Source organism: uncultured Aquimarina sp. (genome assembly GCF_947492405.1).
GTDB lineage: Bacteria > Bacteroidota > Bacteroidia > Flavobacteriales > Flavobacteriaceae > Aquimarina.
Genome location: NZ_CANLMP010000008.1, coordinates 309,319 through 330,335 on the forward strand (window position 1 = coordinate 309,319; position 21,017 = coordinate 330,335).

24 protein-coding genes and 1 riboswitch are annotated in these 21,017 nt (G+C 34.0%); of the genes, 5 read left to right on the plus strand and 19 right to left on the minus strand.

The features are described 5' to 3' along the window. Positions 1–2: 2 nt before the first annotated feature. The 7 genes from Q0829_RS24560 to rmuC form a co-directional block, all read right to left on the minus strand. Positions 3–392: a hypothetical protein gene (locus tag Q0829_RS24560; protein ID WP_298547968.1), complete on the minus strand. Its 390-nt coding sequence runs from the start codon at positions 390–392 to the stop codon at positions 3–5. A 97-nt stretch (positions 393–489) separates the two neighbouring features. After that, positions 490–1,032: an acyl-CoA thioesterase gene (locus tag Q0829_RS24565; protein WP_298547971.1), complete on the minus strand. Its 543-nt coding sequence runs from the start codon at positions 1,030–1,032 to the stop codon at positions 490–492. A gap of 163 nt (positions 1,033–1,195) precedes the next feature. Continuing rightward, on the minus strand, positions 1,196–1,561 hold the full coding sequence (locus tag Q0829_RS24570; RefSeq protein WP_298547974.1) for a 6-phosphogluconate dehydrogenase: 366 nt from the start codon (positions 1,559–1,561) through the stop codon (positions 1,196–1,198). Positions 1,562–1,579: 18 nt separating this feature from the next. Further along, the gene (locus Q0829_RS24575; protein WP_298547977.1) at positions 1,580–2,740 is read right to left on the minus strand and encodes a serine hydrolase; all 1,161 of its coding nucleotides are present in this window, start codon (positions 2,738–2,740) and stop codon (positions 1,580–1,582) included. Between the two features lie 4 nt (positions 2,741–2,744). Next, complete coding sequence (locus tag Q0829_RS24580; RefSeq protein WP_298547980.1) at positions 2,745–3,092, minus strand: hypothetical protein; 348 nt, start codon at positions 3,090–3,092, stop codon at positions 2,745–2,747. An 18-nt stretch (positions 3,093–3,110) separates the two neighbouring features. Beyond that, the gene (locus Q0829_RS24585; protein WP_298547983.1) at positions 3,111–3,491 is read right to left on the minus strand and encodes a hypothetical protein; all 381 of its coding nucleotides are present in this window, start codon (positions 3,489–3,491) and stop codon (positions 3,111–3,113) included. Positions 3,492–3,501: 10 nt separating this feature from the next. Further along, a complete protein-coding gene (rmuC, locus tag Q0829_RS24590; protein ID WP_298547985.1) occupies positions 3,502–4,905 on the minus strand; it encodes a DNA recombination protein RmuC in 1,404 nt (467 codons plus the stop codon). Between the two features lie 580 nt (positions 4,906–5,485). Between rmuC and tssD the strand changes: the two genes are divergently transcribed. The 3 genes from tssD (at position 5,486) to Q0829_RS24605 (ending at position 8,230) form a co-directional block, all read left to right on the plus strand. Continuing rightward, a complete protein-coding gene (tssD, locus tag Q0829_RS24595; RefSeq protein ID WP_298547988.1) occupies positions 5,486–5,881 on the plus strand; it encodes a type VI secretion system tube protein TssD in 396 nt (131 codons plus the stop codon). Between the two features lie 3 nt (positions 5,882–5,884). Then, positions 5,885–7,153, plus strand: coding sequence for a hypothetical protein (locus tag Q0829_RS24600; protein ID WP_298547990.1), 1,269 nt, complete (start codon positions 5,885–5,887; stop codon positions 7,151–7,153). Between the two features lie 657 nt (positions 7,154–7,810). Further along, positions 7,811–8,230 (plus strand): hypothetical protein, encoded by a 420-nt coding sequence (locus Q0829_RS24605; protein ID WP_298547993.1) that lies wholly within the window; start codon positions 7,811–7,813, stop codon positions 8,228–8,230. A 439-nt stretch (positions 8,231–8,669) separates the two neighbouring features. Here the strand turns inward: Q0829_RS24605 and Q0829_RS24610 are convergent, their stop codons facing one another. The 5 genes from Q0829_RS24610 to Q0829_RS24630 all read right to left on the minus strand — a co-directional run bounded on the left by Q0829_RS24610 (position 8,670) and on the right by Q0829_RS24630 (position 13,936). Then, positions 8,670–9,134: a DUF5063 domain-containing protein gene (locus Q0829_RS24610; RefSeq protein WP_298547995.1), complete on the minus strand. Its 465-nt coding sequence runs from the start codon at positions 9,132–9,134 to the stop codon at positions 8,670–8,672. Between the two features lie 52 nt (positions 9,135–9,186). Further along, a complete protein-coding gene (locus Q0829_RS24615; RefSeq protein ID WP_298547997.1) occupies positions 9,187–10,638 on the minus strand; it encodes a hypothetical protein in 1,452 nt (483 codons plus the stop codon). A gap of 279 nt (positions 10,639–10,917) precedes the next feature. Continuing rightward, positions 10,918–11,727, minus strand: coding sequence for an ABC transporter ATP-binding protein (locus Q0829_RS24620; protein WP_298312623.1), 810 nt, complete (start codon positions 11,725–11,727; stop codon positions 10,918–10,920). Positions 11,728–11,755: 28 nt separating this feature from the next. Then, positions 11,756–12,787, minus strand: coding sequence for an iron ABC transporter permease (locus Q0829_RS24625; RefSeq protein WP_298547998.1), 1,032 nt, complete (start codon positions 12,785–12,787; stop codon positions 11,756–11,758). Beyond that, on the minus strand, positions 12,788–13,936 hold the full coding sequence (locus Q0829_RS24630; RefSeq protein ID WP_298548000.1) for an ABC transporter substrate-binding protein: 1,149 nt from the start codon (positions 13,934–13,936) through the stop codon (positions 12,788–12,790). 86 nt (positions 13,937–14,022) lie between these two features. On the opposite strand from Q0829_RS24630, the gene Q0829_RS24635 reads away from it, so the two are divergent. Further along, the gene (locus Q0829_RS24635; protein WP_298548002.1) at positions 14,023–14,670 is read left to right on the plus strand and encodes a diphthine--ammonia ligase; all 648 of its coding nucleotides are present in this window, start codon (positions 14,023–14,025) and stop codon (positions 14,668–14,670) included. Here Q0829_RS24635 and cobC read toward each other — a convergent pair. From cobC to Q0829_RS24660, 5 genes are read right to left on the minus strand one after another with little or no spacing between them, the layout of a single operon-like run. Next, positions 14,667–15,185 (minus strand): alpha-ribazole phosphatase, encoded by a 519-nt coding sequence (gene cobC, locus Q0829_RS24640; RefSeq protein WP_298548004.1) that lies wholly within the window; start codon positions 15,183–15,185, stop codon positions 14,667–14,669. The genes Q0829_RS24635 and cobC overlap by 4 nt on opposite strands. Then, positions 15,167–15,931 carry an adenosylcobinamide-GDP ribazoletransferase gene (locus tag Q0829_RS24645; RefSeq protein ID WP_298548006.1) on the minus strand — a complete coding sequence of 255 codons (765 nt, stop codon included), beginning with the start codon at positions 15,929–15,931 and terminating at the stop codon, positions 15,167–15,169. Before Q0829_RS24645 ends, cobC begins: the two co-directional genes overlap by 19 nt. Before the next feature lie 21 nt (positions 15,932–15,952). Then, positions 15,953–16,291 carry a hypothetical protein gene (locus tag Q0829_RS24650; RefSeq protein WP_298548008.1) on the minus strand — a complete coding sequence of 113 codons (339 nt, stop codon included), beginning with the start codon at positions 16,289–16,291 and terminating at the stop codon, positions 15,953–15,955. 14 nt (positions 16,292–16,305) lie between these two features. Continuing rightward, entirely contained in the window at positions 16,306–17,340 is a 1,035-nt protein-coding gene (gene cobT / locus Q0829_RS24655) for a nicotinate-nucleotide--dimethylbenzimidazole phosphoribosyltransferase (protein WP_298548010.1), read from the minus strand. Next, a complete protein-coding gene (locus tag Q0829_RS24660) occupies positions 17,341–17,844 on the minus strand; it encodes a bifunctional adenosylcobinamide kinase/adenosylcobinamide-phosphate guanylyltransferase (protein WP_298548014.1) in 504 nt (167 codons plus the stop codon). Between the two features lie 83 nt (positions 17,845–17,927). Next, positions 17,928–18,198, plus strand: a riboswitch (cobalamin riboswitch). Positions 18,199–18,274: 76 nt separating this feature from the next. On the opposite strand from Q0829_RS24660, the gene Q0829_RS24665 reads away from it, so the two are divergent. Further along, a complete protein-coding gene (locus Q0829_RS24665; RefSeq protein WP_298548017.1) occupies positions 18,275–20,206 on the plus strand; it encodes a TonB-dependent receptor in 1,932 nt (643 codons plus the stop codon). Positions 20,207–20,331: 125 nt separating this feature from the next. Here the strand turns inward: Q0829_RS24665 and Q0829_RS24670 are convergent, their stop codons facing one another. Together Q0829_RS24670 and Q0829_RS24675 are read right to left on the minus strand one after the other, a co-directional pair. Next, a complete protein-coding gene (locus tag Q0829_RS24670; RefSeq protein ID WP_298548019.1) occupies positions 20,332–20,571 on the minus strand; it encodes a hypothetical protein in 240 nt (79 codons plus the stop codon). 23 nt (positions 20,572–20,594) lie between these two features. Continuing rightward, the gene (locus tag Q0829_RS24675) at positions 20,595–20,825 is read right to left on the minus strand and encodes a hypothetical protein (protein WP_298548022.1); all 231 of its coding nucleotides are present in this window, start codon (positions 20,823–20,825) and stop codon (positions 20,595–20,597) included. Between the last annotated feature and the right edge of the window lie 192 nt (positions 20,826–21,017).

The following is a 21,017-nucleotide window of genomic DNA, read 5'->3' on the forward strand; positions in this document are numbered from 1 at the left end:
TATTATTGTTCCAGAAGTCCATCAGCAATCCAATCTTCTACAATATCTATAGTCGCTTGTGGTAGTCTTCCTGATTCAGGCATTACATTAAAAGCGTTCGTAGTAGCAATTCTATTAAATAAACCTCGATTATTTACTGCATCCACGACCTGATCATATGTTAATAACATCATAATGGCACCTTGATCTAGAGGATCTCCGTGACATTCGATACAATTAATATCTATTATCGTTTTGACGTGAGCGGTATAGGTAGAGGTTTGCCCTGGAATAGGATCTGGATCTACAATTACTTCAGGTTCTGTAGTGCTGTCATCACTGCTACTGCAACTAAATAAGGTAATTACGAATAAGAATAATAAAGGTAATATTGGGGATATTGGGGATTTCATAGTTCTTTTGATTTTTTTTATAATATAGGAAATATTCATTATAATGAAACAAGTAAGATGCCTATTTCACAACTATAACGCAAAGATTTTTGATAAATTATAATACTACCTTAACATTGTATTCTTTTAATAGCTCCAGGTGATCTTCGAGTTTAAATTCTGAAGCTTTAAAACGATCTCTTCTGGCCTTAACATCTTCTTTTCGAATGACACTTCTTACAAAACGTCGTACCGCTGTTTCATTTTCTAGAACTAAACCAGGAACTGTTACGCTTTTTCCTTCATCATTTTTGGCAACCATCGTAAAATAACTCGAATTGCAATGTTTCACTTTACCTGTCATTATATTTTCTGATTCTACCCGAACTCCAACTACCATAGAAGTACGGCCAACGTTATTTACAGATGCTTTCATAGTTACGAGTTCACCGACTTCTATAGGTTTTAGAAAATCTACCTTATCTACACTAGCTGTAACGCAATAAGCTTCAGAATGTTTAGATGCACAGGCAAATGCAATCTGATCCATAAGTGATAAAATATATCCTCCATGGATCTTTCCACTAAAATTAGAATGAGAGGGAAGCATTAATTCTGAAATTACTACTCGCGATTCTCTTGCTGTTTTATGTTTTTTCATGAATTCATTTTTTTAATCATTATTGTTATCATCTGTTACCTCGAGCGGAGTCGAGAGGCTTTTCTTGATCATACCAATTAGGTCTCGACTCCGCTCGACCTGACAGAAGTGAATATGTTATACCTAGTATAGCTGAGTATTTAATCGAATTCTAGTTATAATTTTACTTTCTAAAATGAGGTGATTCTTCTTCTTCTACATCAATGACAAAATATTTAGAATCTCCTAACCAGGAAATCGTCGCAAAACGTTCTTTGTATTTTAGTTTCACATATCTCCCTTGGAATTCTTCTAGCTTTTTGATGATTTCTTCGTTTTTACCTTCTACTGAAAAGCTAAATATCTGAGCCCCAGAAATCCCTTGACTGATTTCACCTTCCCAGGTTTTAAACATCACCCCTTTATTGCTAAATTTAATGAGTTCTCCACTTCGTACTCCTTCACTATAGGTAGCAAAGTATACGGTGGCATACCAAATACCAAAAAGAATAGTAATGGTTAAAATTATCAGCGCTAATATTTTTTTCATATGTACTTAGTTGATGTTTTAGAAAGCTTCATATACTTTGGTTACAAATTCGTCAATCTGGCTGGGTTCTAACCATCTAGTTACAATAACCAGATTTTGTTTTTGATCAATTACAATAAAATTACCACCAAAACCTGCAGCATAGAATAGATGTTCCGGTAAACCTTCCCAATGGCGAGTTCCTTTTTGATTTAACCACCACATAAATCCATAGTTGGTGTTAGCTTTAGAGGGTTTGATAGCTTCTTTTATCCAGTTTTTAGAAATCAATTGTTGGTTTTTCCATATTCCATTATTCATAAATAGTAATCCAAAACGAGCGTGATCCTTGGTATTAATAAATAACCCTCCACCAGAATGCCCTCCACCACTTACTGATTGCATCTTGATACCATCAATATTGACCCAAGAATTATCATATCCAAACCATCGCCAGGTTGTCGACGTGCCGATGGGATCCATAATTTTTTCTTTAAGTACTTGTGGTAAAGGTTTTCTCCACACATTCAATAGAGAATATGCTAGTACGTTTACCCTGACATCATTATACTCAAAAACATTTCCGGGTTCGTTTAATTTTCTGAATTTCCAATCATCGATGCCTCCTTCTCTCGGTGGGCGATCTGCCCAATCATATCCTCCCCATAATTGTCCTGACCAATCCGACGATTGTGTTAGCAAGTGCCTCCAGTTTATTTTTTTATTATGAGCACCATCATAGGTGTGATCCCAGACATAATTATACGTAAAATCGTCTACAGAATTGATTAATTTTTCATCAATCGCTAAGCCGGCAACCGTCGATAAATAGCTTTTAGTAACACTAAATGTCATATCCACTCGATCTGTATCACCCCATTTGGCAATGATATATCCGTCTTTTAGAATCAAACCGGCAGGAGTGCCTCTTTTTTTTGTTGGCCCTAAAATTTTATGATAAGGCTCTCTTTCAAAACCTTTTAGTATTGCTTGACGTAAATCTTTAGATCCAGAATATTCATTGTCTTTAGCATATTGGATTGCCTCGTTTAGTTTTGCCGTATTAATCTTAAATTCTGAAGGACTTTTTTCTTCCCAGTTTCCACGTTCTGGGTAATAGGTTTGTTGTGCATTTGCATAATGAAAAGCAACTCCAGAAAGGAATGTGAATACGTAAATCTTTAGAAATTGTTTTTTCATTGTATCAGTTTTGAGTTATCGCTTTATTTTTAACTATTTTTCTTATGGTAATCAGAAAACCTATTGCAAATAATAGAGCGCCTAAAAATGAGCCTATCCGAAATATATATAATATAGTTGCATATTGTTCAGCTCCTAAAAACATATAAAAACCTACAGAAGCACCTGATAAGAGAGTGAATAATGTCATTAATGAACTACCGATAAGTAATAAAATTCTTTCTACGCTAGAGCCCATTTTTCGATAGAAATAGATGCAAACAACAAAAATAAAAATTTGAGTAATTGAACTAAAAACTCCTATGACGAGATATTTTATAATTTCTAAAAAGTCAGGATATCCTTGTTCCATTGATCTGTTGTTACTGGTTTATGATTTGGTATCCTCTGTACTATTGATGATCATTGTTCCTGCCAGTGATTTTGTTTTTATGACTCTTTTCATTAAAAGGAATATTCCTACCACAAATAATATAGAACCGATAAATGATAGGATACCAAGAGCAGTTGATATATAAGAATACGCATCAACATCCCAAGTTTGGCCGAAAGAAAGTTGAATAAATAATATCTGGCCAACAACGGTGGAGAGAAAAATAATAATGTTTCCGATCAGTATCAAAATCCCGTCTGTTTTGGAACCCATTTTCATCAAATAATAGCCGCTGATAATAATAAATACTATTGTCGGTAATACATAAAATAACCCTGTTAAGGATTGAATTAGAACTTGTGAAATATCTGTTTCCATAGGTATTAAATTACATATTACTAGTATTATCATTATCTTCTGAAGCACGTTTTATAATTGCTTCTGGAAGGGATTTTTTAGCTTTTGCACCCATCTTTTTAAGCTTTTCTACGCTGGTAATTAGATTCCCTCGTCCTTCTACTAACTTATTCATAGCAGAAGAATAATCCTTTTTAGCATCATCGATCTTTTTACCAACTCCGGTAAGATCTTTCACCAATCCTTCGAACTTATCATATAACGCTCCTGCTTGTCTGGCAATTTCGATAGCATTGCGCTGTTGCTTTTCGTTATTCCACATTGTATCAATGGTGCGTAAGGTCGCTAGTAATGTGGCAGGTGTTACAATTACTATATTTTTCTCAAAAGCTTGATTGTACAATTTACTATCTTCATTAATAGCAATAGCAAATGCGGGTTCTATTGGGACAAAAAGTAGTACAAAATCTGGAGATTCTATATCATATAGATCTTGGTAGTTTTTCTCAGAAAGTTGATCTATATGACGTTTTAAAGACGTAATGTGTTCTTTTAAGTAAGTAGTTCTTAGATGTTCATCATCTTCGTTCACATAGCGTTCATATGCCGTTAGTGTTACCTTAGAATCAATGATCATTTTTTTACTATCCGGCAGGTGGATCACAACATCCGGTAATACACGTTGACCATCAGCGGTAGTGAAACTTTGTTGTACAAAATATTCTCGGTCTTTCTCCAGTCCTGATTTTTCTAATACGCGTTCCAGTACCAATTCACCCCAGTTTCCTTGCATTTTACTATCACCTTTTAGGGCTTTGGTTAGGTTAGTAGCTTCTTTGCTCATCTGTTCATTAAGGTCTTTAAGTCCTAAAATTTGCTGACGTAAAGCTGCGTGATAATCGATACTTTCTTTATGTGTTTGCTCTACCTTTTTCTCGAAGGTGTTGATTTTTTCTTGTAATGGATTTAGAATGTTTTTTATGTTCTCTTTGTTCTGTTCTGTAAACTTATTAGACTTTTCATCCAGAATTTTATTTGCCAGATTTTCGAATTCTTTGGTGAATTTTTCCTGTAGTTTTTCTACTTCGTCCTTTTGTTCCTGGTTTTTGAGCTGTAAGTTTTCAAACTCCGCATTTCTTCGGGTCAATTCTGTGTTAAGGAAGTCTTTTTCTCGACGTATTTCTTCTCGTTCTGTGGAAATATCAGAAAGCTGTTTTTCTAAAGACTGTTTATAGGTTTCTTGCTGTTGTTTGGTAAATTCCAATTGCTGATCTGCTGCTTTTTTAGCTTCATCAAACTGTAATTGTAGTTGATTAGCTCTTTCGTTTAATGCACTCTGATCACTTTTGTTTTTCAGTGAAGCCACGTATTTGCCAATAAAAAAACCGACGATGATTGCAGCTACCGCCACAAGAAGCAATATGTATTCTGACATGTAATTTTTTGTTTACTCGATAATCGAGATTTTAATTTTAGAGGTTTACCTGGAGATCAAAAATAGGCTTCCATTGACTACTAAGGAACCCATCTCAAGGGTTATTGCTTCAAAGATAAAAATTTACTCAGTATTAGTGGAAGAGAAGTATGCTGAAATAAAATTTAATTTTGAATAGAAACATCATTCTTTTTACAATATTTTCTGTCAACATTAATAAAGTATCCATCGTTAATACTTTCGTTTAGGAGATTGAGCAGGAAAGGCTCATTCTTTCGGTAAGGAGGTTTATAGAAATGCTTAATGTATATTGAGAGTACTTTTTTACTTCTATATAAAAGAAAATTTAGTACCTGTTTACAAAAAAGTAAAAAAATTGAGGTAACATTTCCTCACTTTATGACACTTATGTATAGAAAATAATTATTAAAAAATAATTTTCTTATACTGTTCATTCAAGTCTTATAAAACCAAAGATTAATTACTATTTTAGATTTTTAATTCTAATAAGTTTGTAATCTAAACGTTTATGCGGCAATTCTAATAGAAAACAATATTTAATAACTTTTAATCCAAAACTATGTCTTTTCAAGCGAAACTAGAGATTGATGATGCTATCCATAATTTATTAGATTGCTCTTTTGATTTTGATCAACCATTAGATCATAATGGCAGACCTGCTGCTGCGCCTAGAGGAGGTATTATTGTACTTACTATAGAATTTGAGAAAAAAACAGATCTTATCCATTGGGCTATAAGCCCTACAGAGACTAAAAATGGCCAGATTACGTTTATGAAAAGGGATGCAATGGCATCGTTAATGACTCTAAAATTCAGCAATGCTTATTGTGCACGACTTAGTGGATATTATAATGCAATAAGCAATGATCCATTTAAATTAAAATTAAAGATTAGTGCAGAGAAACTTACGATAGGCGATGTAGAGCATATCAATAATTGGCCTTCTAAAACATAGGTGATGTATACCAATCCAGAAAGTTTAAAAGAAGTGCACGAACAGATCAAAGAAGCACTAGAAGAAGCTGGTAGAAAGAGTAGTGGTTTTAGTCCTAGCGCACAGGCGCAACAAGTAGCCTTTCATTTCCGGACAGCGATCGATGCCAGGCGTCAGGGACTTAGTGAAGCACTCTATAAAGTAGATCTGGCGATGCAAGGGCATGATGATGACGCTATGCGTGCTGCCTATGAGATGTATGATCTTATGGGAGAAACCAATCCTAGAGTAATGACGGATGCCGAACTTACAGAGAGGTTTGTACAACAAACTGCAGATGGGTATAAGGTATATGATAGTCGATATCAGATGTGGATCGATTTTTCTACTGCCAGCGATATTGGTATAGAATTAATGATCAGCCCTGATCTGGGCGGTACGCCCATTGCGCGTATACGAGCTTATGATCCCGAGAATGGTACCAGTTTAGAATATGAAGATTGGGAAATTACACAACAGGATATCCGTAGTAGTTATTTAAACGAGTGGAGCGGCGCACCCCAAGAATGGAGAGAAATGCATTATCAGGATGAGCTGTATGGGATGATGAAAACCAGTATTTCTGGAGCAGGCAAAGTATCCGGTGCTACCAGTGCTTTTATGATGGCAAATCATTATAGAGCTAGTAATAATTTGTTTGCAGGTAATTTTGTAAATCATTTTAGAGTAGATGGAGGTGGTAGTTGGTCGCCCATACGAAACGTACCAGGGAAGGATGCCCATAGAAGTTTTGGTCAGTGGAGTAAAGACATTGGAGAGGTTACTGCAAAATCTAAAGGAACGAATGTATCTAAATGGTGGAAAAGAGGAGGGCGTGCTTGTTTTGTAATATCAGTATTAATGTCAGAGTATAGTATAAAACAAGCAAAATCTTACAACGATTCTAATCTCTCCGAAATGAGGCAAAAAGCAAAATGGGATTTAGTTTTTGGATTAACTGGTTTTATACCTGGGATAGGCTGGGCAATATCGGGGACTTATTTTTTACTGGATGCAGGTGGTGCTTTTGGGAATTGGGGACAAGCCAGTGGATTCAGTAGAGAAACCGTGGATAGTTGGATTGAGCGAGATCGTTCTGCTGCGCAAGAAGAGGTGTGCAAAATGGATTTTGAAATCGATTATGTAGAACCTATAGAACAAGTACGTATGGAAATGTTACAAGAAAGCAGGGAGTTTATCAGAGATAAAACCTATGTAACGTCCAGAGCTATTTATAGTACCAAAAGATTTTAAAGGATGAAAGAATTTTTGACTAACGTAAGACCACCAAAGTTTTTAAGATACTTTTTTTATATCGGATACAGTTGGTATAGAGGTTTTAAAAGTGAACGTGATGACGCTCATTTTACTATTATTCTATTATTTTGGTTTGCTCATACTTCTCTATTTTTCACTATTTTTTTGTTATTGTATGAAAGTGTTATAGTACATTCAAAATATTTAGTGGTTCTACCATTTGCTATATTCTTTGGTTATGTATTTTATTTACTTTTTTGGTACGATAATAAGTGGAAACTCTATATTAAAGAATTTAGTCATTTAAAAAAGAAAGATCGTTTATTAGGTAGTATCTATTTATTTATTTATTTATTTACTTGTTTGTTTGTTGGTTTTTATGACTTATTTATTTATTAAGTATTGCTGGACTCAAGTGGCTCTTTCAGCTCTTGGTGACAAGCCAACGGGTTTAGTAGAGAAAAGGTAGATAGTTGGATCGAGCGAGATCGTTCTGCTGCACAAGAAGAGTTGTGCAAAATGGATTTTGAAATCGATTATGTAAAACCTATAGAACAAGTGCGTATGGAAATGATGAGAGAAAGTAGGGAGTTTGTCAGAGACAAGACATATGTTATACCAAGAGCGATCTAGAGTACCAAAAGATTTTAAAGTATGAAAGAATGGTTAAATAATATACGCCCGCCCAAGTTCTTACGATATCTTTTCTTTATAGCATACAGTTGGTATCGATCTTTTAAAAGTGAGCAAGATGATGCACATAGAACCGCTATTTTGTTTTTAAGTATGTTTCATATGTTATTGCTTTTAGGACTTTTTATGAATTTCATGTCTGAAATTGCTAATTCACTTGGGAAATTTAAAACAGTTCTGCCTATTTGTTTTCTAACGGGAGTTTCTTTTTATTATTTGTTTTTATATAGAAGTAAATGGACTCATATTGTAAAAGAGTTTGAGCATATTAAGAGAAGAGAACAACGTATAGGTCTTATTTATTTATTTATGTGTTTTGTTATTGGTTTTTATCCAATTTTATTAGATATGTTTTTTGGTATAGATTTGCGGGATCGATAAAATGAAGCTCACATGACTATTGTAATATTACTATCACTGCATTTGTTTTTATTACCATTCATAATAAATAGTATTCAATTCTTGTTCGGATCAAAAGATCTGATTGTTTTTTCTAAAATTGAAATTTTGTTGTTTGCGTTATTAGCGGGTATAATTCAATATTATTTTTTTATATACCAAAGAAAATGGGAGTCTTATATAAAGGAATTTGAACACGTTAATAAAATGCAAAAACGTCTAGACCTTATTTATCTATTTATTTGTTTACCTGTATAGTTTTAACTTGTTTCCCGTTCTATTGGATATGCTATTTGGTATTGATTTGCGTCATCAATTATAGGTTAGCATATTTTTAGCATCAATTTTTAATTTTTTACCAGGTTCTTGTTGAGTTTATTATGATTGATAATAAGGCAAAAATTAGAACTAAATAATCAAATTATGATTGCTCTTCTAAATCCTTTAAAGTCTTCAGAAGATTTACTACGTGTCTTTCAGAGTGGTTACGCATGATAAACTCAAAATACCAAATAGCATCGATCTCACTAGTGTTTTGAAATCGCCACTGTACTTCCATCAGATCTTTAATAATATCAGACAAATCATCATTGGCATCGCCTAGCCCATTATCCGGTTTTGTCATCTCAAAAGGATCTAAGATCATTTGATAAAATCCTAATTCGGGAAAATTAGAACGTAAGGTGTTCGAGATTTTTTCGAAATTGAAATCAGGTGGTTCTGGGTATTCTTTTTCATCTTCCCCAACATCTCCTTCTAAAGCAAGGTATTCTTGATATAATGATATCAATGATTTTTTTAAAACAAGTTCTTTGTTTTTAATAGGGAGTTTTGGAGTGATTCCCCATTGGATAATAGGTTCTATGATGCTGAGCAGGTGGTTCAATGATTGTTTTTTTAGATGCATCTAAAATATTGAATTATTAGGGATATGAAAGCTATAGTTTGTAAAAACTTACACATCCACAGGCAATTCCTATTCCCAAAGGAGTAGGAGCACCTCCTGAACCGGTGATGGATCTGTTCTGAAAGGCACCTAGAGGAGAAGTACTAGTAAATAAATAGCTATAGGTACCATTACCATTGTTTATAGTGTTCAATGTATGATTTACTAAGCTTAAACCAGGAATTGATGCATAAGGAACATTTTGTACCCATATTTGATAATTAAATCCAACCGCTGTATTATTTTGCACCTGAAGTTGATATGAATTACCTGATCCGAATTGTCCGTCATCAAAAAAGTTAACAATCATATCTGTTGTCAATGTACCGGATGGACCAATGACTCCAGAATTTACTCTGTAGGTAATTCTTCTATTAGTAATAACGTTACAGGATTTATTAGATAAGATCACACCAATTCTACTCGTACTAACACAACCTGTTGTGGTATTTCTTGCTTCTGCATAATAACTACCGGCAACTGTGGTTGTATAACTAGTATTACCAGCCAATAGCAGCGTTCCTCCAGTAGCAGCATCATACCAGTCTACCGTTTCTCCAGCACTTACTGTAGTAGTTAGAGTACCTGATAATCCACTGCAAATAATCTGGTTGCCGTTGCTAACCGGTGGATTAGGTCCGCTATTAACTACTACATCAACAGAGTTAGTATTGGTAGTGCCATTACCATCACCATCAGTAATAGTTACCGTGTATGTATAGGTTCCTGCAGTTGTAATACTACTTTCTGTAGGGTTTTGTGCTGTAGAACTAAAAGAGTAGCCACCAGGCCCAGTAGCGGACCAGCTGAATGTTCCACCAGTACTACCAGATCCACCCGGGTTAGCAACAAGGTTTAGGGTTTGCCCAACACAGATAGGACCGTTAGATGTCGGAGCAACACTAAGGGTTCCTCCACCTGTATTAATATCATCAAAATCATAATCCACACCACCACCACCGCCATTGCAAGAAGCGTATACTGTACCACCAATAGTAATTGTTTTGGTAGCGTTACACGGCCTATCTTCTACTAAATTACCACCATCAGTGATAATAGTAGCGTTTGCAGGAAGTGATAAATCGGTATTATTGCTCGTCCACTCTGCTTCACCTCCTGTTGTCAATGTAATCAATTGGGTATCTAAAGAAGAATCTGCACTTACGAATAGAGTGCCGGGGCCAATAGTAAGTGAATTTAAACTATTAGGAATGGTAGAGTTTATAGTTACCTCGGAATTCCCTTCTATTGATACGTCATTCGTACCAGCAACTTGACCGGGATAATTAGTAGCTGCTACCCAAGCAGTCCCATTAAATACTTCCCAGATAGATACGGTTGTCCAGTTACCATCACTGCCATTGGTTCTGTAATCATTAACTGATTGGGCAGATAATTTTGAGAAAAACAAGATAAAGATAAAGCAAAGTAAAAATCTTAGCATATACAATGGTTACAGGTCGTTAATACTATAACAACTAACTGTTGAAAATTCCTTAAACAGTTCTTAAAAAAAAATATAATTAATTTAGTGGGGTAGGTAGGAATATTAATATTATAGATTTTTATGTTAAAAAAAGCTAATGTAAATGTAATTAGAAGTTTTATATCAACGCAATAGATAAACATTGAATGTTTTACGGTTTAACCGTTTAATTTATTAGGTTCAGGATGAATGTTCTATGTTTCGGATTTTAAGTAGGGTTAAGATGTCTTAAAAAGATTAATGCCTCACTTTATAACTTCCGGTTTCTGGATCGAACAAAATCAGGTCTTCTGGGAACAAAGAAGAAAAAGCTCGACATTGTATCAATTCTTTAGGGCGACCAAACTCAAAACCTTCGGTATTCATCACAATCATTTTATCACATAACTGTATCGCAAAGTCAATTTCGTGTGTAGAGAATAAAATGGTTTTTTGTGTTTCGAAAGCTAAACGTTTTAAGAGTTTTAGAATGTATGCCTTATGATAGACATCTAGATGTGTGGTTGGCTCATCTAGCATAATAAAAGGTGTATCCTGAGCAATCGCACGAGCGATGAGTACTTTTTGTAACTGTCCATCACTTAACTCAAAACATCGTCTGTCTACTAATTCAGTGATATGTGTAACTTCTATAGCTTTACGGACTTTTTCTATGTCCTCTTCTAGCAATTTTCCAACCCAATTCGTATAAGGTTGTCTTCCTAAAGCAACTAGTTCTTGTACCGTTAGATTTTTTGAAGCAATTTGTTCCGTAAGAACAATACTTAGCTGAGAAGCTAATTCAGAAGTTTTATAAGTTTTGATTTCTTTATCAGATAAAAATATATCTCCACGAAGTGCTGGTTGTACTTTGGATAACGTGCGGAGCAAGGTAGATTTTCCAATTCCATTAGCACCGACTAATCCTACCAGTTCTCCTTCATACAATTTCAGATTGATATCCGCCGCAACAACTTCTAAATTGTTTTTATGGCGATAACCGATCGAGAGATCTTCAGTTCTAAGAACGATATTTTGATTTTCAGTATCTAATGGCTCTATTTCCATAATTCTGTTTAGTACTTAGTACTATTTTCTAAAACAACATTTTTCGCTTTCTTACTAACAACCAAATCACTACTGGAGCACCAATCAATGAAGTAATAGCATTAATAGGTAAGGTATATTCTGTGCCAGGTAATTGGGAAATGGTATCACAAACTAACATGATAATACTTCCGAATAATATAACTGCCGGAATTAATGTTTTATGATCCGATGTGTGAAATAATTGCCTTGTTAAATGAGGTACAGCTAATCCTATAAAAGCAATTGGACCCGCAAAAGCAGTAATGCTTCCTGCTAACAAACCGGTAGCAAGTATAATCAGGAAACGACTTTTTTTGATATTCAACCCTAAGCTACGCGCATAATTTTCTCCTAACAATAATGTATTTAAAGGTTTTATAGCAAATATCGCTAGTATCATTCCGATTATTGCGATCACAGAAAATATCAATAAATCGATCCAGGATAAATTTCCTAAACTTCCAAATCCCCAAAAAACATAACGTTGTAATTGTTCTGCAGGAGCAAAGTAGGAGAGTACACTTACTATAGCGGCAGTGATACTACCGAACATTAAACCAATAATTAGGATTGCCATAGTGTCTCGTACTCGAGAAGAAACCAACATTACCATAAAAAGGACTAACACACTGCCCATACTGGCGGCAATAACTAGACCCCAATTGGATACTAAAAACAATGCTGTAGAACCACCGATTAAAGCGCTTCCCAGAATTAGTAAAGCAACACCAAGACTTGCTCCAGAGCTAATTCCTAAAACAAAAGGTCCAGCGAGTGGGTTTCTGAATAATGTTTGCATTAATAACCCTGATACGCCTAAACCGCTTCCTACGATGATGGCTGTGATCGCTTTAGGTAATCGATAATCAATAATAATATGCCTCCATGATTCTTTTTCGACAGCGGCTCCAACTAAACTTTTTATGGTGTGAAACCACGGGATTAGTACAGAACCTAAACTAATATTCGTAATAAAACATAGTACAAGTACTATGATAATGACGATAAAAACACTTTTATATGATTTGTTTGGGGTCAACTAGTTCAGTTTTTCGAAAAAATAAGGTTCGTAATCGGTTAATAATTCGGGGTGTGCTATTTGGATGATATCTTTAAGAATCAAATCCGGACGCATAGGACCTAATTCATAGTATACTAATCCACCTTTTGCACCAGTTTTTAATGTTGAAGAATATACGGTTTTATTTTTAAATGCTTCAAAAAAGGTATATCGATTGTTCTTTTCTTTTAGTTCCTCCAGAGACTTAGAAGGTCCTGAACCAATCCAAAACTCTGCATTTTGAGCTTTTTCTAATACACTTTCAAAGTTTAATGCGATACTCCCGGTTTTTTTGGTTTCGGCCCATAAATAGTTGGTGTTAGCATCTTTTAAAAATTTAGCCACGTAACTATCTCCTCCGGGTATATACCAAACATCTTTAAACATATTACCCGATAAAACCGTAGGAGTTGTTGTAGCATTGTTCGCTAAGGTTGCAGCATCATTATAATCTTTCTCAATTTTTTTGAATATATCATCTGCTTCTTGTTCTTTATTATAAAAAGCGGCAACAAATTTTATCCACTCTGCACGCCCTAAAGGGTGCTGTTCCATCCAAGATCCATTCATAACTACTGGAATTCCTGTTTTTTCCAGAAGATCATATGTTTTTATATCTCCAGTCGCAGAGTATCCAATGATAAGTTCAGGAGCTAATTCTAAAGTAAGTTCTGTATTTAAATGACCATTGTTCCCTAATTCTGCAATAGCTCCGTTATCAATTAAAGCACGTGTTTTTTCTGAAGAAATATAATCACAATGAGGAAAACCTATTAGCTTGTTTTCTAATCCTAAATACTCTAACATTGGGATGTCTGTAGTAGAAGTAACTACTGTTTTATCTACAGGAACTTCTATAAAACTTGTTGTATTATTATTTACATGCATCCTTGGTTGCTCTGATCCTTTTGGATATAAAATATAAGTGAAGGTGTTTTTAGCATCCGGCCAAGGCGAAGTAATGCTAATTTCTTTATACGTTTCATGATTTTTAATAGTAAAACCAATAGCATAATTTATTTTTTGATCTTCAAGTTTTTCTGCAACTATGGGAGTAACTGTTTTCTTCTCTTGTTTACACGATAGAAAAGAAGCAATTAGGAGTAATAGAATTAGATAATTCTTCATATGATTTTGAATATTTGTCAAACTTCGATATTTTTTTGAAAACCTACTATGATTTACCGTTAATTTGTGTTTTTAAATATAACTATATGTCATTTTTATGTTCTTGGAGTGGAGGGAAAGATAGTTGTTATGCCATGCATATGGCTGTAGAAAAAGGATATGTACCATCTGTTTTATTAAATGTGTTAAACGAATACGGAGATCGATCTCGTTCTCACGGAATTCCGAAAACTATATTAAAAGCTCAGGCAAATGCTCTTGGATTACCGATTCATTTTTTTGAAAGCACCTGGAATAATTATGAGCAATTATATGTTAAGAATTTAAAGTCATTAACCAATACATATACTTTGAAATCTGCTGTATTTGGAGATATCGATATTCAGACACATAGAGATTGGGAAGAAAAAGTATCAGTGGCAGCTGGTCTAGAAGCAATCTTACCTATCTGGCAACAACCCAGAAAGCAATTAGTGCTAGATATGATAGCTTATGGAATTGAAGCTATCATTGTATCTTGTAATACAGTGTTAGGACCAGATTTCTTAGGAAGAATGATTGATCAGGAGCTTATTAAAGATTTAGAAGCTTTAGATGTAGACGCTTGTGGGGAAAATGGAGAGTATCATACATTAGTAACAAACGCGCCTCTTTTCTCGCAACGATTGAATGTTCAGGTAATTGATAAGGAGATATCCTCTAATTATAATTTTGCATCATTAAAGATCGTTTAGATTTTAATAACATCTCCGTAATTTATCTTGATACTAAAAGAATCTTTAAGTTCTATTTGTCTGATATCTGATAGTAAGGCTCTCATTGGTCCTGCATGAGTGACGATAACGATACTTTCCTTATCAGAATGTTCTAAAGAATTATAAAACTCCAGCATTCTTTCCTGAAGCATCACATAAGACTCACCATTGGGAACCTGTACATTTACAAAATCTTCCATCCAGGGATTCAGTGTTAATGGAGAAATATCATTCCATGCTTTTAGTTCCCAGTCGCCAAAATTAAGTTCTTTAAGTCGGTTATCAAAAGTAGTTGGGATGTTAAACGTCTCTGCTAATATTTTGCAACGTTGTAGAGGACTGCAGTATATTTTTGAAATTTCTTTTACCGGAATTTGGTTATGTATTTTTATGACTTCAGATTCAAAAGTATCCGTTATACCCAGATCACTTTGCCCATAGCAAATTCCTTTTTCGATATTCGGTGTGGTATGTCTTACCAGATATATTTCCATAAAGCGATGATGCTAAGATAAAATACTACTTCACTAAGTTGTTGCACGGCTCCGGCGCAATCTCCTGTTTGGCCACCTATCCATTTTTTAAATTTTGCAGCTAAAAACATTTTAGATAGATACATAGGAATCAGTGTCAAAAATAGTAGAGGGTTTAAGAATAAAGTTAAAGGAACAACTCCAAAGAAACCACTAATCAAAAGCATAGAGATACTCATGCTTTTTGCAGCAGGTTTGGCTTTACTATCTTCTGTATCCCGTACATATGGATGCGTAAATATAAGCGTGGTTGCTATAAATCGACTAAGACTGTGTCCAGCAATTATCACCAATGGGATGTAAAAGACCTCTACTTCTCGTAATGCCAAAAATTTGATCGCAAGTATTAATAGGATTCCAACAGTCCCATAGGTTCCTAATCGAGAATCTTTCATGATCAAAAGAATCTTTTCTTTAGTCCATCCACCACCAAAACCATCGCACACATCGGCAAACCCATCTTCGTGAAAAGCTCCTGTTGTGTAAATTGTAGCGAACATAGAAAGTAGTAAAGCAATTTCTATAGAAAAAATGTAAGAACATCCATAAAAAACACTAGCACCAATGCTTCCCACAATGATGCCTACTAATGGGAAATATTTTGAACTCTTGCGTAAATATTGTGGATCGTGATTTACCCATTTCGGACAGGGAATTCTAGTAAAAAACATAAGAGCAGTAAAAAATATATGAACCTCTTTTTTCATGAATACAAGCTCTTTAAAAGTTTAATTAATCATTATGTCTAAACCGGAATCTTCAACAATATATTTCCAAAAAGGGATAAAAATCGAAATAGCTAAAATAATTGCAAGGATTATTCCTGTTAGTCCTATTTTATGTTTCTTTAAAAAGGAAATAGTGCCCAGATATATACTGAGTAATGAAAAGGATATAGTTACAATAGTAAATAGTCGTTTAAAAGAAACCAAATCGTCAATAAATACAAAACGAATTTGTTTACCGGTAATTAGACTATAATATATTTCATGCATCAACGCATTGTATTTAAATACTAAAAAGAATCCAGATATAGCAACGAGTATTGACAACATTCCTTTTTTCATTACTAATTAGTATGTTATTCTTTTGTGGTAACTTCTGCTTCTTCGAAACTTGCCATATTGTTTAGAAAGGCAATCGCAGATTCTAAAATCGGATACGCAACTGCTGCTCCGGTACCTTCGCCTAATCGCATTCCAAGAGATAATAGAGGTTTCTTTCCGAGAAAGTTTAGCATTTTTTGATGACCTTGCTCTTCGGATGTATGCGCAAAAATACAATAGTCCAGGACATTTTCATTGATAGCATTTGCAGCTAATAATGCAGCTGTAACTATAAAACCATCAATTAGGATAGTCATTTTGAGTTCTGCAGCTTTTAAGATTGCTCCAGTAATCATAACAATCTCAAAACCACCAAAAGTAGCTAGAGCTTCTATAGGATTATTTGGAGAATGTTTCTTGAAAACGGTTTCTAGAATAGTTTGTTTTAATTTCATAGCTTCACCTTGAACTCCGGTTCCAGCACCTACACATGCTGTAATCGGTATTTGGGTAAAATGTGCCATTAATAATGCCGCGGCAGATGAATTTCCAATTCCCATTTCACCAAATCCTATTACATTACATCCATTTTGAATTTTTTCAGAAACAATAATGGCTCCTTTATCAATAGCTATATTACATTGGTCAATAGACATTGCCGGTTCGGTCTGATAATTTTTAGTGCCATATGCTACTTTAGCATTAATAAGCTCTTTTACATTCTCAAAATCATGATTAACACCGGCGTCTATGATACTTAAATTAATATTATTCTGAGTACATAATGAATTAATAGCAGCACCTCCGTTAAGAAAATTATATACCATTTGTTGGGTTACGATCTGTGGATATGGATTTACTTCCCCTTTTTCGGCAATACCGTGATCACCGGCAAAAACTAGTATGGTTGGTTCTTTTAATATAGGATGTGTCGTATTTTGGATTAATCCTATTTGTAATGCTATTGATTCTAATCTTCCTAAAGATGAAACAGGTTTTGTTTTAAGATTAATTTTATGCTGAATATTATTTTCTAGTGATTTGTCTAATGGAGTAATATCGAAACTCATTTATTTTATTTTTACCGGTATTCCAGATACCATTAGTATTGCCTGATCTGCTTGCTTTGCAATATGTTGATTCATCCAACCCTGCAATTCAGTAAATTTTCTACCTATTTCCGTGGTGGCATGAACTCCCATTCCGATTTCGTTAGAGATAATAATGATGGTTGCGTTAATTTTTAGAAGCTGATTAAATTCTTGTTTAGCTTGAGATAAAGAAAGCTCAATATCATTTTTGGTATCCACAAAAAAATTAGTGAGCCACAATGTAACACAGTCGATAACAACAACCGAATCTTTTTTAATAACTTTAGATAGTTCTTTCTCTTCTTCAATAGAGATCCACCGACTATCTCGATCCGCAATATGTCTATCAATACGTTTTCGATGATCACCATCCCAAACTCTTGATGTAGCTATATATGCTGGGTTGTCTGAAAGTTCTAATGCGAGATTCTGAGCATAGCTGCTTTTGCCTGAACGCTCTCCACCAGTAATGTAATACAACATTTGTAATAGGTTTTAAAGATCGCAAAGATACTAGTTAAACTAATTTATTCAGTAAAGCGAATGCATTTTCGAAGAAATATAATACATTCGCGCAGAATTTTGGTTCTAATATTCTATTCATAGAGTTGAGGATTAAAAGGGAATCAGGTGAAATGAAGTACGATTTTAGGGTTACGATTTCTAATACCTAAATATCGCAATCAATATTCCTGAGCTGTTCCCGCAACTGTAAGCTGTGTTCGTCTATGACGCCGCTTGTTATTAATTCTTTATAACCACTGTCTGCCGTAGTCGGATGGGAAGGTAAATAACAAGACGCAAGCCAGGAGACCTGCCTAAATTCATTATGTTAAACTTTCGGGATAGAAGTTTAGGTATGGGTAAACTGCATACTTTTTTCCGGTAATTGTAAAATTAAGTCATTTAGGAAATGAACAAAAAGGTGTTTTTTGGGGCTACACTATTGATATTAGGAGCTCAGGTTATTTCAGCGCAAGATTCAATAAAAGAAGAAAAAGTAACCGAATTAGAAGAGGTAGTACTTTCTGATTCTAAATTTAAACTAAAAAGAGAGCAAAGTGGTAAAGTAATTACCAAAATTACCTCTGAAGAACTAGAACGAAGTCAGGGACAATCTGTTGCCACGGTATTAAGCAGAGTTGCTGGAGTTTATATTAATGGTAGTAATAATGCTGCCGGAGAACCATTGGGAGTATCTGTTCGTGGTGGTCGTAATCGCCAGGTGGTTATTAGAATTGATGGAGTTACGGTAAGCGACCCCTCTTCATCGGCAGGAGATTATGATCTTCGATTATTATCTACTAGCCAAATTGAGTCTATAGAAATTCTAAAAGGAGCTTCTAGTACATTATATGGTTCTGGAGCAGCCGCTGCGGTTATTAATATTACCACAAAATCTGAAAGTAAAGATGTAATATCAGCTCAATTTTCTTCTAGTATTGGTACCAACCAATCACAGGATGATCAGGATTATGATATAAATGAATTCGTAAACTCAGCATCTATTAATGGAACTATAGGAAAAGTAAGTTATTTAGGAAGTCTAGCTCATCAATCAACAGATGGTTTATCCGCAGCAGAAGCTGAAGGAGCAGAAAGTGATGCTTATAATAAGTTCAATGTTTCTGCAAAAGTAGGATATCAGTGGAGTAAGAATTTTAAGTTTCACTTTTTTGGAAACTTAGATCAATATAAGACAGATTTTGATGGTGGTGCAGGATTTGATGCAGATAACCAGTTTGAAAGCCGTCAACTAAGAGGAGGAACATTTTGGGAAGCAAAATACCCTAATGGAAGCTTTACCTTTGTAGATAGTTATGCATTGTTAGAAAGAGAATTTATGTCTGGTTTTCCTTCCAGGTATGAAAGTAAGATTTATACTTTTGATACTTATAATAAATATAACTTTAATAATACATTATATACGGTAGTTGGTGCAAATGGTTCTTACAGCGACTTTAATCTTTTTAGCATTCCTTTTGGAAGTGATGATTTAGTACAAACAATTAATGATAATGAAGCGGATTTTGATATCATTGATCCTTATGTAAATCTGGTATATGTATCTAAATTTGGTTTAAATGTTAATGCAGGAGGAAGATTAAATATTCATAGTGCATATGGTAATCATTTAGTGTATAATATTAATCCGTCGTTTACATATACGTTTGGAGATAAATATATTAAAGGATTAGCGTCGTATAGTACGGCCTACATTACACCATCATTATTTCAATTATATGACACTGCTTTTTTTAGTGGAAATCCTGATTTAGAACCAGAAGAAAGTAGAACAATAGAAGTTGGAATAGAATATTCTCTTAGTAAAAAAGCAACGATTAGTGCAGTGTATTTTGATAGGAAATCAGAGAACTTTATCACTTTTGATCCTAATACTTTTATGAATTTTAACTCTTCAGAAGATATCGAAGTTAATGGAGTTGAGTTAGAAGCAAATGGTAAGTTTATAGATGATAAGTTATCGATTAATGCAAACTTTACCTATACAAACATTGATAAACTCGAAAATAATATTAGAATTCCAGAGAACAGTTTACAAGCTACTATTGGGTATCAGTTAAGTTCTAAAACGTTTACATCTTTAAGTTATCAATATAATGGTGAACGTACAGATACTAATTTTGATCCTGTTACATTTGCGCCAACGCCTGTTCCTTTAGATAGTTATGGTATATTGGATTTTTATATTAGTCATCAACTTTTGAGTAATATGACAGTGTTTGCTGCTATGAATAATATTACTAATGAAGAGTATCAAGAAATATTTGGATTTAGTACCAGAGGTAGAAATGCGAGAGTAGGTTTTAATTTGAAGTTCTAGAATTGTATCGTAGATTAGTCCTAAATAATCTATCTAGATAGATTATTTAGGACTAATAAAAACCTATTCGATTTACTGCAAATAAAAGTATTCCGTCTTTAGGTAATTTTTTTAAAACTTATTTGTTAATGATTTACTACAAAACTTAAATCATTGCGATTAAGAATTTTAGCTCTAACACCTGCTAATTTATAAGCGATTTCATGTCTAAAATCCCCATCAGGAATAGAAGGTTGAATATCGAAAGAAGAATTAGAATAGTGCTGTATATTATAAACCCCAGTTGGAGCATATAAAGTATAGTAATCGGTTCCATTTTGAGATTTAATGAATTGAAAATCGTATACTCCTGCAAGTAGTCTCATAATTTCGTATAAAGATTAGTTTATTATGAATTACATGTTCTAAGGATGATAGCAAATAAAATTACCCATCCAAAAACCGATACTATTTTACCCAACCCAAAAGAGCTACTTTTTTTGTTGGTTCTGGTTCTACGATTACTCGTATAGTTAGACTTTGTGTTAGCTCTTCTTTCTTTTTCTTTTTGTTTTTGTTCTTCGTGATAGATTAGATCATCTTCATATCCCTCACTACCAACTTGATCAAATAGCCCCATATCATTAAAATTTACGTAAATAGTTAAAAAACTGAATATTAGATATAAAATTAAATAACGATATTAAGATAGAATAGGGGTGAAAACCCCTGTTTTTTTAAAAAAGATATTTATTCTAGAATATTTTTCGTGGTTTTACATCAGAGTTTTTTCTCTGTTTTTCGAAGTGGGAAATTAGAGTATATGAGAATA